A 17084-nucleotide genomic window follows, 5' to 3' on the forward strand; every position below is an offset into this window, starting at 1 on the left:
AATAGTATGCGGCCTGTCTGGATCAGCTTCCCGGATGTTATCAGCCCCAGCTAGGCGTCATGCAGCGACAAGATTTTTCGGTAGACCGGTCTGTTCAGCGCGAGACCTTCATGCTTAGTTGAGTAGCCTCGGGATTATCGCACTAAGCTTGAAGTGATCTTATTTACAGGGCCAGAGCTCTATAAACGCGTCACGGCTATTGGGTGCTCCTACCCATTCGCTCATCAAATGGCAGGTCTCATCGAAACACAGCTGGAAGTCACCAGCTTCCGGGGTGCGAGCAAGCTTGAGTGGCTGCAGGGGCGGCAGTTGACGGTGGTAATGCCAGCTGCCGTTTTGAAGCAGCGCGTCTGGCGGGATCTCCATGCCCGCGCCAGCTCCACGAATCCGGGCCTCACCCAGCAGCAGCCCCTGTTCTATGACGCGATAGTCTTCTTCCCAGCGGATTTTTTCAATGGTGTGGGTCCAGGCAAGCGTGAAATGGGAAAGAGGGAGTTGTGCCCACACGACGCCGGCAAAGCCCATACACAAACCGATCATGCCTTCGCCAAGCCTGACTGACGAGCACGCCAGTAATGCTGGCCGATCACTAACAAGCCCAGCCCAAAGCCGATCTCATCAGTGAGCGGCAGAGCCACTACCAATAACGCCCCGGCGATGAAACTGAATGAGCGTTCCCATACTGGCATTTTCTGTTGTAGATAACCGGTGGAGGCCATGCCCCAGAGGCCCACGGCCAAAGTCGTCTTGATCAGCATGTACGCGGTCATCCACAGGTTGTCACCTTGCAGCATGAGCGCCGGGTTATAGACCGCCATGAATGGAATGACAAACCCAGCTAGCGCGATGCGTACTGCCCATAGGCTTATCTTGAATCCTGTCTCCTTTGCAATCGGTGCAGCGGCAAAGCAGGCGAGTGCGACCGGTGGAGTTAGGTCCGCGAGGATGCCAAAATAGAACACGAACATGTGCGACACAATTAGTGGAACGCCCAGTTCCAAAAGGGCCGGCGCTGCGATTGAACTGGTAATGATGTAGTTAGGGATTGTTGGGATGCCCATGCCCAAAACCAGGCAAGTGATCATGGTCAGGATCAGCGACAGCAGCAGATTGTCACGGCCAATTGCTAAAACATAGCCAGCGAAGGTCGATGCAACCCCGGTAAGCGAAACCACGCCGATGATGATACCGACCAATGCACATGCAATCCCTACCGGTACAGCGTGACGTGCGCCATCAACCAGCGCATGCAGGCAAATGGTCAGGGTCTCCCGGCCGCCCTTGATGAACCAACACACCGCCACTAGGACCGCTATGACCGCAAAGATCACCGCGATTCCTAACTGGAAAAAGCCGACGCATAGCACCCCCAACGCAATCCAGAATGCGCAGCGTAAAGCAAAGCTGGACACCCTCAGGATGATCGCGGAGCCGAGAATCACAATGGCGGTCAATGCCAGCCCTACCATCCCGGAGAACAGAGGTGTGCGGCCGGAAAACAGTAGATAGACCAGCACCAGAAGTGGGATCAGCAGGTACCAGTTATCTTTTACTGCTCCCAGCGCACTGGGGCATTGATCTTTGGGCAGTCCTTGAAGGTTAGAGCGTTTGGCCTCCAGATGAACCATCCAGAACACCGAGCCGAAATAGAGGATAGCGGGAATCAATGCAGCCTTGGCGATCTCCACAAAAGGTACGTTGATAGTTTCAGCCATGATGAACGCCACTGCGCCCATCACCGGCGGCATCAGTTGGCTGCCCATGCTTGAGGTAGCTTCCACTCCGCCAGCGAAGGCTGCGCGGTAGCCGAAGCGTTTCATCAGCGGAATAGTGAACTGCCCTGTGGTGACGACATTGGCGATGCCCGAGCCGGTGATAGTGCCCATCAGTGCTGAAGAAACAACTGCTACCTTCGCAGGCCCCCCGGTTTTATGGCCGAACAGTCCCATAGCGAAATCGGTGAACAGTTTGATCATGCCAGCCTGTTCAAGAAATGCACCAAACAGGATGAACAGGAAAATATAGGTGGCGGATACGTAAGTGGGTGTTCCGTACAACCCTTCGGTACCAAAAGACAACTGGTTAACGATCTGGTCGAAGCCGTATCCTCGGTGGGCCAGATGACCGGGCAAGTATTCCCCCAATAGGCCATAAGCCAGAAACAGTCCACAGATCACTGGAAGTGCGATCCCCATTACCCGCCGGGCAGCCTCGAACACCAGTGCAATCAAGGTCAGCCCGATCACCATGTCGCTGGTTGTCAGGTCGCCAGATCGCTGAATCAGATCCGCCTCAAATACCCACTGATAGAGTGCGGTGGCAATACCGGCCAGGCTGAGTACCCAGGACAAAGGTTGGCAAGGCCGTTCTTTGCCATAAGCCGGATAACTCAGAAAAACCACCCAAAGCAGGAAGCCAACGTGAACGGCCCTTAATATCTGGCTGGAGATGGGTGCAAACGCTGCGGTGATGATCTGAAAGACCGAAAACGCAAGCGCCACATAAAACAAGGTTCTTGGCCAGTCCCGCGGGTTCGCGGGAATGCCGTGCTGATCTTCACTCATGTGCTGCCTGCCTCATGACCGCATTGAACTCGACCGATGTGCCCGTGCTGCGACAAAATGCGCAGCACCTTGCCTGTTTAGAGCACACCCTTTTCTTTGTAGTAACGCTCGGCACCCGGATGCAGTGGGATGGGAAGATTCTTCGCGGCATTTTCCAGCGTAATATCTTTCGCTGCTGAGTGAGAGTTACCCAGACGCGTGAGGTTTTCGAAGATCAGTCTGGCCATTTCATAGGCAACCTCATCCGGAACATCCGCACGGGTAACAAGAATATTAGTGATCGCAACCGTCGGTACTGCCTCTGGTTGTCCATCATAGGTATTGGCTGGAATCATTGCGCTCTGATAGGCGGCGTTTCCAATTTTATCCACCACGTCGGTGGGGATCGAGACATAGTTTAACGGCATGACCGAGGACAGGTCGCGAATGGCGGCCATGCCCAACCCGGAGGACTGAAGTGTGGCGTCCAACTGGCGGTTTTTGATCAGCTCGACAGATTCAGCGAAGGGCAGGTATTGCACTTTGCCCATGTCTGCATAGGTCAATCCGGCCGCTTTGAAGATCGCCCGTGCATTCAGCTCCGTACCTGACTTTGGCGCCCCGACCGACACGGTTTTGCCTTTCAGGTCGGCCAGTGTCTTGATGCCTGATTCCTTACTGGCCACAATTTGAATGTAATTGGGATAGGCCCCGGCGATGGCGCGTAACTTGGTCAGTGGTACCTTGAAGCCTGCGTCTTCCACACCATTTTTGGCGTCGGCAACCGAATCACCGAGGGCAAAAGCCAATTCGCCACGTCCGGACTGCAGCAGGTTTAAATTCTCCACTGACGCTTTGGTGGCTTGAACCGAGGTCTTCACGCCGGGTATCGCTTCACCATAGATTTGTGAAAGGGCAACCCCGATCGGATAATAAACCCCGCTCGTGCCACCGGTGAGTACATTGATAAACACGGGTGCAGCCTGTGCAGCGTTGGTCGCGAATGTCAGGGTTGCCGCAGCGGCCAGCCAGGTAAAGCGTTTTGGTACTCGCATTGAGAATGCTCCGTCTTGTTATGGCTTTATCCAGAGTCATTGCACTGTAGTTGATGCAGACGAAAAAGGTGGTGACTTGTTAACCGCTTCTTGGATTGCAGCAGTCATCACGTGGGTCTGTAGGAAAGACAACGCTTCATCAAAGCGCTTGAAACGTCATCACATCCTCAAACCAGTGGTGCGGGCACGGAGCTAAAGCAGTTTGCCGGGATTCATCAAACCAACCGGGTCAAGGGCTTGCTTAAGGGTTCGCATCAGTTCCAGTTCCACGGCCCCTTTGTAATGCTGGGCAGCCTCTCGCTTGGCTTGCCCGAGGCCATGTTCAGCGCTGATACTCCCTGCAAACGCTATCGTTGCATCGTAAATAACGTGCATGATCGCGTCGGCATGGGCTTTGAAAGGTACATCCCCTGTGCCTACTGGTTTGCTGATGTTGTAATGCAGGTTGCCGTCGCCAACGTGACCGTAAGCGACGATTCGCACGCCTGGGAAAGCGTCCTTGAGCTTGCGGTCAGTTGCCTCAATGAATGCGGGAATACTGCTCACAGGCACGCTGATATCGTGTTTCAGGCTAGGGCCTTCATGGTTCTGGGCTTCCGATATGCCCTCGCGTAATGCCCATAGTGCCGCGACCTGCGCATCGTTGCTGGCAACGACGGCGTCGAGTGCTTCACCTTGTGCCAACGCTTCGCCTAGGCCGTCTTCCAGCATTTGGGCCAGGTTCGCGTTAACCAGAGTGTCGCTGAGCTCGATCAACACGTACCAAGGGTGAACTTCGTTAAACGGATCGTTGCAACCCGTCACGTGCTGCAGAACGAATTCCACGCTTTGGCGGGACATCAGTTCAAATCCGGTCAGGCGATCGCCACACAGTGTGCGCATGCGGCCGATCAAGTCGACCGCCGCCTGTGGGCTTGGCAACGCCACCCACGCAGTGGTCAGGCTATGCACTGCAGGGAACAGTTTGAGCACGGCAGCAGTGATGATTCCCAGCGTTCCCTCCGAACCTATGAACAGGTGCTTGAGGTCGTAGCCTGTATTGTCCTTGCGCAGGCCGCGTAAACCATCCCACACACGTCCATCGGCGAGCACCACTTCAAGCCCCAAGGTCAGGTCACGCATATTGCCATAGCGTAATACTGCGGTGCCCCCTGCGTTGGTCGCCATGTTGCCACCCACGGTGCAGCTGCCTTCGGCGCCCAGTGAGAGCGGAAACAGGCGGCCCACCTCAGTGGCAGCTTCCTGCAAGCGTTGCAGGATTACCCCGGCTTCTACTGTGATGGTTTCATTTGCCACGTCGATGGCCCGAATCGCGCTCATGCGCGTCAGTGATAATACGACCTGGGTACCTGAATCGTCTGGAATCGAGCCTCCGCACAAGCCGGTATTGCCCCCTTGGGGTACCAATGCCACGCTGGCCTCTCGGCACAAACGTACTACCTCAGCGACTTCAGCGGTGCTGGCTGGACGCACCACCAGTGCGGCTTTGCCACGATAGGCGTTGCGCCAGTCACTCAAATAGCTGTTCATGCGCTCTGGGTCCTGGATCAGGCCCGCCGAGCCAACCACCTGCTCAAGTGCTCGTGTGAATGCTTCGCTCAAGTGACTCATGACACGCTCCCTCTTATTTTTAGCCGAAAATGCAAAAGGATAAATTCAATCCTTTACGATCGAACCGCTCGACCCGTTCTCCAGATCGTTCTGGTAGTAAGGACCCCCACGACTAGATAGAAAACTCCGTCAGCAGAGCATGGGCCGCGACGTAAACCGACGCCGAATCGAACGAGCCGGCGCGATTGAGCAGATAGCAAACCACAATTGGCGTGGTGATCACCTCCAAATTGACGCAGGTCTTAACTAGGCTACCCCAAAGGCCGATGATTTGACGTGGCAAGTTATCCTCCACCCGCTTCCAGCCATGCGAACCAGAGCGTTGGTTATTCGGATTTCGCGATAGGCAGTCGGCGGGTATTTTTTACCTGCCGATTGCACATTGACAGCAGATCGCCTGCTTGGTACAAAAGATTAAGTCGTACGACAACGTATGACAATCCAATAAGAATAAAGAGGCTCAGATCATGCTGACGTCCCTCGTCACGCGTCTTGAACGCAGCACGCGGTATTCCTCCATCCGGCGTCTAACCCATCCAAGGTCACTGCAAAATCATGCTGCGGTGCGGCTGCAATCCCCGGCGGAGCAGGACCCCGTTACTTCCCAATCTCTCCACACAGGTCTTTGCGATCCAGCAGTTCGCAGACGATCGTGTGTACAGGTGCCGGGTGTCGACTCACTGCCTGTGATCTGCGCGGCAGCGATCTCCGCCATGGCGTACGCGCCTGAGTGCCTGATGCACCGTCGTCAACAGCTGTGCACGTATGTGAATCAATACGCTGAAACAACGAGTTACAAACTTCGCCGGGCTCGCAAGTTCGGTCAGCTTTCTAAAACCGGAGCATTTCAATGATAAAAACACTTCGCGTCTCTCTCCTCTCCGCTCTTATTGGCATGGGTGCTATCAGCTCAAACAGCATGGCCTTCGCTGCGGAGGTGAAATGGCCGAACCGCCCGGTGCAGGTCGTCGTTATCGCCAACCCCGGCGGCGATACCGATTTCAATGCACGGATGATGGCGAAGTATTTCAACAAGATTACCGGCAAGACCATGGTGGTGACCAACGTCGCCGGAGGCGGTGGCACCTTAGCGGCTGAGCAGGTGAAAAGCGCAGCTGCGGACGGTAACACCATCCTCTTCACACACCCAGGTCAACTGATCGTTAACGAAGTGGCAGGGCTGTCTGATGACAGCTTCGAAGCGTTTGACGTTTCTTGCATCGCCGGGGTCGACAAGGGCGCGGTGTTCGTAGCTTCGACTCAATCCGGAGTGGCCAGCGTCAAGGACTTGATCGCCAAAGCCAAGGCCAAGCCAGAAAGCATTACCTACGGCACCGAGATGGGAAACTTCTCACATATTCAGGGCCTGATGTTCGAGAAGATCACTGGCGTCAAACTGAAAATGGTTGATGCAGGCACCGTATCGGAGAAAGTTGTCGCACTGCTTGGCGCGCGTATCGACCTCGGCGCCATCAGCTACGGCTCGGTACAGGACTACGTCAACGGAGGGCAAATGGTCGCTCTTGGTCAGCCTAATGAGGAACGCAACGCTATGCTGGGCAACGTCCCAACCTTCAAAGAGCAAGGTGTCGACTTCACCATCGACAAGCCCTATGTCGTAGCGTTTCCGAAGGGCACTGACGTAGCGATTGTGAGCAAGATGGCTGACATCATGAAGCAGATCAGCGAGATGCCCGAATACGCCGAGGAGCTGAAGAAGTTCAAGCAGCCAGTTGCTTATTACGGCACCGAAGCGTCCAAAGAAATTCTCGCCAAAACCCGCGAAGACTTCATGCAATTCAAGGATATTCTGCGCAACAAGTGACACTTGAGACGGGCTGGCCTTATCACTAGCCCGTTGCGCCTGGACTGTTTATCGAGGGCTTTTGATGGCTACCTGCAATAAAAAAGAGCTGATTATCGGCGCTGCCATGCTTGGCACTGCTCTAGGCTACTTATTGATGACGCTTAAATTACCGACCCATTCCGGTATCGATGCCGCTTTCGTTCCAGCCCTGTTAGCCGGAATGCTCTGCCTCCTTGCGGTGATACAGCTCGTCAGCGCTTTTTCTGCACCTCAAGCTCCGGCCAACAACCTTCCACAGATCGATACCGAGAAGGCGAGTACTGCGATTGATGTGAAAACCGTGGTCAAGACGCTGGCGCTGATCGTGGGCTATATCGCGTTGATGAATCCGGTCGGCTTTCCAATCATGACCGTGGTCTATTTGTATCTGCAGTTCATCGTGTTGACGCCGCACGATCATAAGGTACGACATATAACTTACGCCCTGATCGCCCTGGCGACCTCAGCCGTCATCTACCTGCTGTTCCGCGAGGCCTTCGATTTGATGCTGCCCGCTGGCCTGATGAATTTCTAGGAGTATCGAGCATGCTCGACTTGTTACAGCAAGGCTTCGGTGCTGTTTTCTCACTCAATATCATGTTGCTCATGGCCATAGGCGTGGCCGTGGGCATCGTCTTCGGTGCCGTGCCTGGTCTCTCTGCCACCATGGCCGTCGCACTGTGCCTTCCGCTGACATTTACCATGGGGCCTCAAGCCGGTCTTTCGTTGTTGGTGGCGCTGTTCATCGGAGCCACATCGGGCGGTCTCATTTCAGCGATCTTGCTCAAGATCCCCGGAACGCCCTCATCAATTGCAACGGTGTTCGATGGTGGCCCCCTGATGGAGCAGGGCCACGGCGTCAAGGCGCTAGGCATCGGCATCGTCTTCTCCTTCCTGGGTACCCTGTTCAGTATTGCAGCGCTGATGTTCATCGCTCCGCAGCTAGCCAAGGTCGCATTGCGTTTCGGTCCTCATGAATATTTTGCGATCGCGGTGTTTTCCTTGACTCTGATTGCCACGCTGTCTGCGGGGTCCATGGCCAAAGGGTTATTCGCAGGTGCATTGGGTTTTGCCGTTTCTACCGTCGGTATTGCTCCGGTTGAAGCGATCCGCCGCTTCACCTTCGGCTTCCCTGAACTGAACGGTGGTTTTTCCATGCTCACCGTGATGATCGGTATGTTTGCGGTGGCCGAGATTATCAAGCTTGCGGAAAACGGCCGACACGCCAAACAAGGCAAGGCACGCTCAGTGAGCATGAAAAACATAAAAGGCTTCGGTTTTTCACTCAAAGAGTTCCGTCAGGAGATTCCCAATGCTTTTCGCTCCGGGCTAATAGGTTTGGGGATTGGCATCTTGCCAGGTATTGGTGCGGGCACTTCAAATCTGGTGGCGTACATCATCGCCAAGAAGCGCGCCAAAGATCCAGATTCCTATGGCAAAGGTAACATTGGTGGGGTCGTGGCCAGTGAAACGGCCAATAACGCAGGTATCGGCGGTGCCATGATGCCCTTGATGACCCTAGGTATTCCCGGTGACACCGTTACCGCAATCATGCTGGGCGGTTTTCTGATACACGGTATCCAACCAGGGCCGCTGTTGTTTATCAGCCAGGGTCCGCTGGTGTACACGATTTTTGCTGCATTGATCGTCGCTACCTTCATGATGCTGTTCATGGAATTTTACGGCCTGCGCCTGTTCATCAAACTGCTGGATGTGCCAAAACACATTCTGCTGCCCATCATTCTGGTGCTCTGTGTGGTCGGAGCCTTCGGTTTGTCCAGCCGCCTGTTCGATGTCTGGTCGATTTTATTGTTCGGTGTCCTTGGCTATGGCTTCGTCAAGGCGGGCATGCCCGCAGCGCCGTTTATTATCGGCTTCATTCTCGGGCCTATGGCTGAAACCAACTTGCGTCGCGGATTGATGCTGTCGGATGGCAATTTTCTCGCATTCCTTGCCAACCCTATCGCCGCCTCGTTCCTCGGGCTGGCGCTGGTTTTCATCATATGGCAGGTCTACAGCGCCATGCGCCCGAAGAAGAGTGCGATCGACGAGATTTTGCGCACTTGATGTCGAGGACGTTAAGTTAGAGCGAAAGCGGCGGGATGTTCAACCTCTGCGGCAAACTACCCAGCATTGTTATCCATATCGGCATTGGCGTAATGAATGACCGGCCGGGATCCTTCAATGCTGCACTGATGTAAGTCGCGGGTATAGGGTTACTGGGTGCTTTTCTTACTTGTTTGTTGCCGGGCCACTCAAGCCTCTGCAATTGGACGGGTTTGAAGAGCTTCCAGTGAACCCTGTCGAAGGCGCTCCAATTAACAACACATCGTCACAACCTCGCACCTGATCTCTTTCAAGACCTAATCAATGTTAAGGAGAGCTGCATGCTTGCACGACAAGAATCTATGAAATCCTCCGACGATGATCGCATTGCCTGGGTTCGGGTATCGTCGGTAGTCCTGCCTTTGGCCACTCCCATCAGCGATGCCAAAGTACTAACAGGACGGCAAAAGCCGATGACCGAAATCGCCATCCTATTCGCAGAAATCGAAACCATTGATGGTCACCGTGGCCTAGGTTTTAGCTACTCGAAGCGTGCAGGCGGGCCGGGTCAATTCGCGCACGCCAAGGAAATAGCACCGGCGCTGATTGGTGAGAACCCCAGTGACATTTCCAAGCTTTGGACCAAACTGTGCTGGGCCGGTGCGTCGGTAGGCCGCAGCGGCATGTCCACTCAGGCCATCGGTGCCTTCGACGTGGCACTATGGGATTTGAAAGCCAAGCGCGCCAGCTTGTCGTTAGCCCGATTGCTCGGCGCACAACGTGATTCGATACGCTGCTACAACACCTCGGGCGGTTTCCTTCACACTCCGCTTGACCAGTTGATGAAGAACACCGATCTGTCCCGCGAAAAAGGCATTGGTGGTATAAAACTGAAAGTAGGGCAGCCGGATTGTGCCATCGATATGGAGCGTGTCAGCACCGTGCGCAAGCATCTAGGGGACAGCTTCCCTCTGATGGTTGATGCCAACCAGCAATGGGATCGCCCGACTGCCCAGCGCATGTGCCGCCAATTCGAAGAGTACAACCTGATCTGGATTGAGGAGCCGCTGGATTGCTATGACGTTGAAGGCCACGCGGCTTTGACTCAACATTTCGATACGCCTATTGCCACGGGCGAAATGCTTACCAGCGTTGCCGAGCACGCCGAGTTTATCAAGCACCGCGGCGCTGACTTCCTGATGCCCGATGCACCACGAGTAGGTGGCATCACCCCTTACCTGAAGGTGGCCTCAATGGCCGAGCAAGCGGGACTTATGTTGGCTCCGCATTTTGCCATGGAGCTACACGTTCACTTGGCGGCCGCGTACCCCACCGAGCCCTGGGTCGAACATTTCGAATGGCTTGAGCCGCTCTTCAATGAGCGTCTGGAAACCCGTGACGGTCGTATGATGGTTCCTACGCGTCCGGGGTTGGGGCTGACACTAAGCGAGCAAGTCAAACTGTGGACAGCGCAAGAAGCTGAGGTTGGCATTCGCCCTTGAAGAACATTTGGCCACCTAATGTGTGTTGCACACCGGGCGGCCAATTTACTCCGCGTGCATTCAGGCTCATAATTAATTGAAGAAACACCTCCGAAAGAGGGGAGGTGATTGATGTGAACGCTCGTGTTTGTGGATCATCAAGAGCACGCTCGTTCTTTTTAAGATTAATTGTTCCCGGTCCAGCCGTTTGATCCGGGCTTCCAGCTCTCGAATTTTTCATTGCTATTGAGTCAGAATCTTACGATCGGCGGGACACCACCACATTTCTGCTGGACCTGGTTTACCCAATGACATAAGGCTGGCTCAACTATTCCACGTGAATGGGCTGCTTTGGTAAGGCTGCAGCTTTAACCAAGCACCAAGCTAGCAGCTTCGTGTTTGAGCTGGCGCCAAGGTACGTCGTTGCTTGGCGAACCGGTGCCCCTTTATGGCGAGCACTCTCGCCTAAATGGATATCTAGTTTAATTGGGCCACTACACTCTTTCGTGATACTGAGTTTGGGTCATGCATACATGGTGTTCGTAATACGGGAGATTCGAAGGTTAATTCTCCGCGCTAAAGTCTGCTCTTGGCCGATTTTATTGACGAAATCCAGTGAATCAAGGCAAAAACAGAGGAAACTCCCGAGCCTACGGCCCGGAGATCTGCTTTTTGCCCGTCTCTATAGAACATCCGTATTCCGCCCATTCCTCCATCATCGCACGGCGCTTCTCAAACAGATCGGTTCTGAAGTATGCCGCTTCCACCTTGTCCTGCCGACTGTGCGCCAATGCCTGCTCACAGACCTCACGAGGATAACTTGTCGCCTCCGCTGACCAGTCCCTGAACGTCGAGCGAAATCCATGCATAGTAAGATCTCCACGCTCCAGATACCGTAGCCCCATCAGCATGGCCACATTCGAGAGATGCTTCCCTTTCTGGGTGCTGGGAAAGACGTAGGGGTTGTCTTTGATCCTAATCAAGCAGCACAACACGTCACATGCCGGCTGACTCAAGGGGATCCGGTGCTCCTTGCCAGCCTTCATGCGATGAGCTGGGATTTTCCAAACCGCATTCTTCAGGTCAATCTCATCCCACGTTGCTGCCAAGCACTCATTTGTTCGGCAAGCCGTCAAAATGGTAAGCAACATTGCTTTGTAGGTGGGCTCGTCCCTAGCCTTGATGCGGCTGATGAAACCTGGCAGTTCGCGCCATGGCAAAGCAGGATGATGTACTACCGATTTCACTTTTGAACGTGATGGAAGAAGCTTGTCCAAATGCCCGCGCCAGCGGGCTGGATTTTCACCGTCTCGGAGGCGCCTTGCCTTTGCTGCATCGAGCACCATCTCCATTCTGTTACGAACTCTTGACGCTGTTTCAGGCTTTGTGTGCCAGATCGGAGTAAGGATTCTCAAGATTTGCTCAGTTGTGACCTCTTCCGTTGGCGTGTCCCCAATCACCGGAAAGGCATAGGTGGTCAGCGTGTTCAGCCATTGCTGACTGTGCTTCGCATTCTTCCATCCCGCTTTATGTGCCGCAATATAGTCTTCTGCTACCGTTCTGAAGCTGATAGCGCGCGCCTGCCGAGCTTCCTCGGCAAGTCGCGATGCTTTTCGTTCAGCATCCCTGCTCACCAGCGGATCGATCTCTTGGCTAAGCATTTTTCGATGTTCGGCCGCAGCTTCTCGCGCTTTCTTCAACGTGATCGTAGGAAAACTGCCTAGGCCCATTTCCCGTCGTTTACCCGCCAGTTGGTACCTCAGAACCCAGTACTTCTTCCCGGTCGGTTTGACGACCATTCTGAGACCTTCGCCATCTTCGTAGGTCCCTGAGGTCGTTAGGTTTTCAATTTGCTTCGGGTTGAGTTTACCCATGACGTTGTACTCACACTCCTACAAGCCCGGGAGAATCGTTCCCCCATTTGTTCCCACATTTTTAGATGGATACAGTGATATCTTACCGGACGTCTTTGGACGGTATGATAGGCTGAGAGGCCCGATTTACCTAGCTTCCTCGGACGTTGTGGGACAAAACAGGATGAGCCGATGGCGGACTTCTTCACCGCCATATTCGATACGTCAAAAACCCCCGGAGCGTCCAGCGCTTCGGGGGTTTTTGGTTTCTGGACAAGTAGTCATCCGTTGGGCTGTACACTGCTTTCAATCAAATTCAGGATTCGTTGGTTGGCAACGGTACGTCGTTGTCCGCTCATCCAACACCTCTAGGTAGCGATCATTTTCGCTGAAAAGGTGGCCGGTCTGGTAGACCACTACATAGAGTCCGATACCGTCATCGCGAGCTCATAGCGGCGCGCCGTCTGTAGGATGGTTTCCACCTAGTCCGTGGTCGCCGTAGCGCGGTCGCGGATTTCTGGTGGGATGAGGCCGGCATCCATCTGCTGCTCGATTCGCGCGCAGACTGCTATGCCTTCAGCCCCGGTGTCGGATGATATGGAAAATGGGCGGTCGAGCATCTTTTTGCGCTCGATGGTGAATTTCCATCGGTCATCGCGTATGCGCTTGTTAACAATGCTGAATGCATTGGGTGATTGATATCTTTTTATACCCTAGCAGCCCTCAGCGACCTAAAACAGCCTTTTGGTGAAGTGATCGGCCGGGATGCTCGTGGCGCGGCTGGCGAGGAGTATTGCAGTGTGCTGAGCGTCACTCAGCGGGCCGTCGTCCATGTCGTACTTGTGCAAATACCGGTCGGCCATCTGTCGCAGGGCCAGGTGAATAACTCCTGTCCTGCTAAGGCCGGTAAGCTTGGAGAGCAGATCCAGCGTGTAGCCACTCACGCCTGCTCGTGTGTCCTGCTTGAGTAGCGGCACCGCGATACTGTCCACGCTTTTTGGCTGTTCGGTCATGGGATTACTCCGCCCGGGCGATGGGCTTGAATCAAGGGGCATGCTGCACGTTATTAACGCATAAAAAGAATCAGATTCTTTGATTCTCAGAAGCTGGCTGCACTGGCGAATACACCAAAGGTGGTACTTCATATTCGGTGTATTCGATCTTGAACTCGTCTTTACTAATGCGAGCTTCATAAAAAGTTGCATTAGGGTTGTGTTGTATAGTTGCGGCTATTATTAATACCCTTCGATACTTAGGCATCTTTTCGCCGAACGTAACACACTTAATTGAATCTGGCATTATCCGGACCTTACCTTGACTGCCGGTCCTGATTCTAACTTCACGCTCATTTGCCCATAATGTAGCTTTGGTATTGAACATAGTCAGGCTTTGTATATGATTCCATCTCTCCTTCCAGTAGCCTTTTCGTCTGCGAACTTCATAGATTGCATCGATTGGCTCCGGATTGTCCTGATATGTAACAAGTGCAGTACTGATATTTTGCATTTGCTTTAGTTTTAGTGGGTCGTAGGTTATCCTGATACCTCGCAAGCCATCCCCATAATGACTCCAAAGGCTTATGTCCTCTTGGTTCCTACGAACCTGATTAAGCCTTTGTTGGTCAGTATTAATAGTAATGTCATTAGCCACTTCATCGATCTTAGGAGCACTTAGAGCGCAGAAATAACCGTAGTTCTTTGTGTTATCTACAACTGAGCGCTCAAAACTTTTTTTGTGTTCTTCTCTTTTTCTGTCTATATAATCAGTGGGGTTTTTCTGATATTCCTTGAGTTCTGCTTGTATCGCTGTATGCTCACAATCTATATTTGTATCATCAGTACAAAAAGCAAACTCCGAATACAATATTTGATCTAGGGTTAGCCCTGGATCATACTTATAACTTAAACCCCCTTCGAACGGATCATTCAGGCTACGAAGCGATGCAAACCACAAATAGCTTTCTGCAATCATTTCCAGAGTGCTATCACTGTAAGGCTTGAATTTGTGTATTAGATCCAAATTATCTAGCACAGAGTTATCTGCGTCATGAAATCCTATATTTGTATCCATCTAAACCTCTATGGTTTTAATCAATTGGCTCAATGTCATTTTGTAGCGGATCAACTGATCCCGGACACTGCGTTAAGTTTTTTCTCGACAACGGCAGATGCCAAGCCCTCATTGAACTGATGCGGTCGTCGCCAGTTGTACCGTTTCATCAGGAAACGACTGATATCTTGTTTAGCCAACGCAGCGCTCATGTAGCCCACCGTCGATATCCATTCGCTTTTTAGACTGTGAAATACCCGCTCCATCGGCGCATTATCATGGCAGTTGCCGCGCCGACTCACGCTCCGTGTCCAGCGGTATCACCCTATGGGCCGGCCCAGCAGGCGCACCATCCCCGCACTCAATGCTGCAAGATCTTCGACAGAAAGCTGCGAGCACGATCGGAGCGGGGCGCGCTGAAGAACTCTTCGGATTTGACGTCCTCGATGATTTCGCCGCCGTCCATGAACACGATGCGGTCGGCGACCTTCCGGGCGAACCCCATCTCGTGGGTGACGCACATCATGGTCATGCCTTCGCCTGCCAGTTGCACCATCACATCCAGCACCTCGTTGACCATTTCCGGGTCGAGCGCCGAGGTGGGTTCATCGAACAACATGGCGATGGGGTCCATGGCCAGGGCGCGGGCAATGGCGACTCGTTGCTGTTGGCCACCGGACAGCTGAATGGGGTACTTGTGCGCATGGGCCTTGAGGCCCACGCGCTCCAGAAGTGCCGTGCTCTTGCTGGTGGCGGTGGTGACATCGCGCTTGAGCACCTTGATCTGCGCCAGGTTGAGGTTCTCCACGATAGTCAGGTGCGGGAATAGCTCGAAATGCTGGAAGACCATGCCCACTCGGGCACGCAGTTTCGGCAGGTCGACACCGCGGCCGGTGACCGGTTGGCCGTCAATCGAGATCTGTCCTTCCTGCACCGGCTCCAAACCGTTCACGCACTTGATCAGGGTGCTCTTGCCCGAGCCGGACGGCCCGCACACCACCATCACCTCGCCGCGCGACAGCTGGGTCGTGCAGTCTTTCAGGACCTGGAAATCGCCGTACCACTTGCTCAGGTTTTTCATCTGGATCATGCGGTTCTCTCCGTGCTTCTTTTCAGGCGTTTACTGAGCCGCGACAGCAGGTAGCAGATCACCAGGTACACCAGGGCCACGAACAGGTACAACTCCACCAGGCGTCCGTCGCGCTGGGCGAATTTGCTGGCTGCGCCGGTGAAGTCCGCGATCGACAGCACGTACACCAGCGAGGTGTCCTGAAACAGGATGATGGTCTGGGTCAGCAGCAACGGCAGCATGCGCCGCAGTGCTTGCGGCAGGATCACGTAAAGCATCGCTTGCGACGGGCGCAGGCCCAGGGCCTGGGCTGCTTGCTTCTGGCCGCCGGAGATACTCTGGATGCCGCCGCGGATGATTTCGCTGTAGTAGGCCGCCTCGAACATGCAGAACGTCACGAAGGCAGTCACCACCGGGCCTATCTGCACGGGGCGTTCGGTGTGGAACGTCATCTGCAGCAGCAGCGGCATCAAAAAGTAGAACCAGAAGATCACCAGCACCAGCGGAATGCTGCGCATGACCGTGACGTAGCCCAGGGCGAAGCCGCGCATCACGCGGTTGCCCGACAAGCGCATCAGTGCCAGCAGGGTGCCGACAACGATGCCCACCGACATCGCCACCAGCGTCAGCAACAAGGTGAACTTCAGGCCGTTCCACAGTGCGGGCATGGCTCGCACGATGACACTGGGGTCTAGATCGAACATGACTTACCTCGTCGCGCCGCGAACGGCCAGGGAGCTTTCGATACGACCCATGACGAACGTCATCAGCAGTGAAATGGCCACGTAGATCACCGTTGCCGCGGTAAAGGCTTCAAAGGTATTGAACGAGTATTCGCTGACGTTACGCGCCTGCGCGGTCAGCTCCATCAAGCCGATGGTCAGCGCTACCGAAGAGTTTTTCAGGGTGTTGAGTGCTTCGGACGTCAGCGGTGGGAACACCACGCGGATCGCCTGCGGCAGCAGTACGTTCAGGTACATCTGGGTGGGCCGCAAGCCGAGGGCGAGCGCCGCGCCGCGCTGGCCGTAGGCGACCGACTCGATGCCCGCCTTGAACAGCTCGGAAAGCTTGGCCGAGGTGAACAGGGTCAGGGCCACGACGGCACTGAAGAAAGACGGGTAGGGCAGGTCTTGCTTGAGGTAGTCGCCCCAGGAGAGGGGTAGCAGTTCGGGGACCACGAAGAAGCAGATGAACATCTGCACCAGCAGTGGGATATTGCGAAACACCTCGGTATACAGGTTGCCCAGCCATACCAACGGGCGCACGGTACTGGTACGCAACGTACCCACCAAGCCGCCAATCAGAAATGCCAGGGTGAACGCGAGGAGGGTGGTCGCCAGGGTCCAGCTCGTGCCGGTGACCAACCAATGCAAATACGAGGCGGATTCTCCGGGAGCAAAATCCCAGAACACGCTCCAGTTCCAGTTGTAATCCATGCCAACACCAACGTTCAGGGAGAAGCACTGCATGCAGCCAGGCGCGCAGCGGCGCGGCGTATGTGAGCCGCGTCACTGCCTGGCGTGAAGGGGGC

At 54.4% G+C, this 17084-nt stretch carries 14 protein-coding genes and 1 pseudogene; 4 read left to right on the top strand and 11 right to left on the bottom strand.

The annotated features are described in order from the left end of the window. Positions 1-159: 159 nt before the first annotated feature. The 4 genes from H7993_RS10780 to H7993_RS10795 all read right to left on the bottom strand — a co-directional run bounded on the left by H7993_RS10780 (position 160) and on the right by H7993_RS10795 (position 5209). Positions 160-540: a DUF1850 domain-containing protein gene (locus H7993_RS10780; protein ID WP_185794359.1), complete on the bottom strand. Its 381-nt coding sequence runs from the start codon at positions 538-540 to the stop codon at positions 160-162. Next, positions 537-2564 carry a TRAP transporter permease gene (locus tag H7993_RS10785; protein WP_185794360.1) on the bottom strand — a complete coding sequence of 676 codons (2028 nt, stop codon included), beginning with the start codon at positions 2562-2564 and terminating at the stop codon, positions 537-539. Before H7993_RS10785 ends, H7993_RS10780 begins: the two co-directional genes overlap by 4 nt. Positions 2565-2641: 77 nt before the next feature. After that, entirely contained in the window at positions 2642-3598 is a 957-nt protein-coding gene (locus tag H7993_RS10790) for a TAXI family TRAP transporter solute-binding subunit (protein WP_185794361.1), read from the bottom strand. Positions 3599-3790: 192 nt separating this feature from the next. Beyond that, positions 3791-5209, bottom strand: coding sequence for an FAD-binding oxidoreductase (locus H7993_RS10795; RefSeq protein WP_185794362.1), 1419 nt, complete (start codon positions 5207-5209; stop codon positions 3791-3793). Positions 5210-6059: 850 nt separating this feature from the next. On the opposite strand from H7993_RS10795, the gene H7993_RS10800 reads away from it, so the two are divergent. From H7993_RS10800 to H7993_RS10815, 4 genes are all read left to right on the top strand, one after another. Beyond that, positions 6060-7034: a tripartite tricarboxylate transporter substrate binding protein gene (locus tag H7993_RS10800; protein ID WP_185794363.1), complete on the top strand. Its 975-nt coding sequence runs from the start codon at positions 6060-6062 to the stop codon at positions 7032-7034. Between the two features lie 64 nt (positions 7035-7098). Continuing rightward, on the top strand, positions 7099-7590 hold the full coding sequence (locus tag H7993_RS10805; RefSeq protein WP_185794364.1) for a tripartite tricarboxylate transporter TctB family protein: 492 nt from the start codon (positions 7099-7101) through the stop codon (positions 7588-7590). Positions 7591-7601: 11 nt separating this feature from the next. Continuing rightward, the gene (locus H7993_RS10810; RefSeq protein ID WP_185794365.1) at positions 7602-9122 is read left to right on the top strand and encodes a tripartite tricarboxylate transporter permease; all 1521 of its coding nucleotides are present in this window, start codon (positions 7602-7604) and stop codon (positions 9120-9122) included. 320 nt (positions 9123-9442) lie between these two features. After that, positions 9443-10603: an L-talarate/galactarate dehydratase gene (locus tag H7993_RS10815; RefSeq protein WP_185794366.1), complete on the top strand. Its 1161-nt coding sequence runs from the start codon at positions 9443-9445 to the stop codon at positions 10601-10603. Positions 10604-11232: 629 nt separating this feature from the next. Here the strand turns inward: H7993_RS10815 and H7993_RS10820 are convergent. The 7 genes and pseudogenes from H7993_RS10820 to H7993_RS10850 form a co-directional block, all read right to left on the bottom strand. After that, positions 11233-12456: a tyrosine-type recombinase/integrase gene (locus tag H7993_RS10820; protein ID WP_185794367.1), complete on the bottom strand. Its 1224-nt coding sequence runs from the start codon at positions 12454-12456 to the stop codon at positions 11233-11235. 710 nt (positions 12457-13166) lie between these two features. Beyond that, positions 13167-13448: a hypothetical protein gene (locus H7993_RS10825; RefSeq protein WP_122476287.1), complete on the bottom strand. Its 282-nt coding sequence runs from the start codon at positions 13446-13448 to the stop codon at positions 13167-13169. Positions 13449-13518: 70 nt separating this feature from the next. Beyond that, positions 13519-14505, bottom strand: a complete 987-nt coding sequence (locus tag H7993_RS10830) for a DUF2971 domain-containing protein (RefSeq protein ID WP_185794368.1) — start codon at positions 14503-14505, stop codon at positions 13519-13521. A gap of 50 nt (positions 14506-14555) precedes the next feature. Then, positions 14556-14804, bottom strand: a pseudogene (locus H7993_RS10835) (integrase core domain-containing protein); the annotation flags it as partial. A gap of 41 nt (positions 14805-14845) precedes the next feature. Beyond that, entirely contained in the window at positions 14846-15574 is a 729-nt protein-coding gene (locus tag H7993_RS10840; protein WP_185794369.1) for an amino acid ABC transporter ATP-binding protein, read from the bottom strand. Then, positions 15571-16257: an amino acid ABC transporter permease gene (locus H7993_RS10845; protein WP_122476280.1), complete on the bottom strand. Its 687-nt coding sequence runs from the start codon at positions 16255-16257 to the stop codon at positions 15571-15573. The genes H7993_RS10840 and H7993_RS10845 overlap by 4 nt, the downstream gene beginning before the upstream one ends. Positions 16258-16260: 3 nt before the next feature. After that, complete coding sequence (locus H7993_RS10850; protein ID WP_122794977.1) at positions 16261-16989, bottom strand: amino acid ABC transporter permease; 729 nt, start codon at positions 16987-16989, stop codon at positions 16261-16263. Positions 16990-17084 lie beyond the last annotated feature (95 nt).

This window comes from Pseudomonas baltica, assembly GCF_014235765.1.
GTDB classification, from domain to species: domain Bacteria; phylum Pseudomonadota; class Gammaproteobacteria; order Pseudomonadales; family Pseudomonadaceae; genus Aquipseudomonas; species Aquipseudomonas baltica.

Excerpts from the sequence above, each read along its gene's own strand:
- H7993_RS10800 (WP_185794363.1), top strand. The coding sequence starts at position 6,060 with ATGATAAAAACACTTCGCGTCTCTCTCCTCTCCGCTCTTATTGGCATG.
- H7993_RS10840 (WP_185794369.1), bottom strand. The coding sequence starts at position 15,574 with ATGATCCAGATGAAAAACCTGAGCAAGTGGTACGGCGATTTCCAGGTC.
- H7993_RS10810 (WP_185794365.1), top strand. The coding sequence starts at position 7,602 with ATGCTCGACTTGTTACAGCAAGGCTTCGGTGCTGTTTTCTCACTCAAT.
- H7993_RS10780 (WP_185794359.1), bottom strand. The coding sequence starts at position 540 with ATGATCGGTTTGTGTATGGGCTTTGCCGGCGTCGTGTGGGCACAACTC.
- H7993_RS10850 (WP_122794977.1), bottom strand. The coding sequence starts at position 16,989 with ATGGATTACAACTGGAACTGGAGCGTGTTCTGGGATTTTGCTCCCGGA.
- H7993_RS10830 (WP_185794368.1), bottom strand. The coding sequence starts at position 14,505 with ATGGATACAAATATAGGATTTCATGACGCAGATAACTCTGTGCTAGAT.
- H7993_RS10790 (WP_185794361.1), bottom strand. The coding sequence starts at position 3,598 with ATGCGAGTACCAAAACGCTTTACCTGGCTGGCCGCTGCGGCAACCCTG.
- H7993_RS10845 (WP_122476280.1), bottom strand. The coding sequence starts at position 16,257 with ATGTTCGATCTAGACCCCAGTGTCATCGTGCGAGCCATGCCCGCACTG.
- H7993_RS10805 (WP_185794364.1), top strand. The coding sequence starts at position 7,099 with ATGGCTACCTGCAATAAAAAAGAGCTGATTATCGGCGCTGCCATGCTT.
- H7993_RS10795 (WP_185794362.1), bottom strand. The coding sequence starts at position 5,209 with ATGAGTCACTTGAGCGAAGCATTCACACGAGCACTTGAGCAGGTGGTT.
- H7993_RS10820 (WP_185794367.1), bottom strand. The coding sequence starts at position 12,456 with ATGGGTAAACTCAACCCGAAGCAAATTGAAAACCTAACGACCTCAGGG.
- H7993_RS10785 (WP_185794360.1), bottom strand. The coding sequence starts at position 2,564 with ATGAGTGAAGATCAGCACGGCATTCCCGCGAACCCGCGGGACTGGCCA.
- H7993_RS10825 (WP_122476287.1), bottom strand. The coding sequence starts at position 13,448 with ATGACCGAACAGCCAAAAAGCGTGGACAGTATCGCGGTGCCGCTACTC.
- H7993_RS10815 (WP_185794366.1), top strand. The coding sequence starts at position 9,443 with ATGCTTGCACGACAAGAATCTATGAAATCCTCCGACGATGATCGCATT.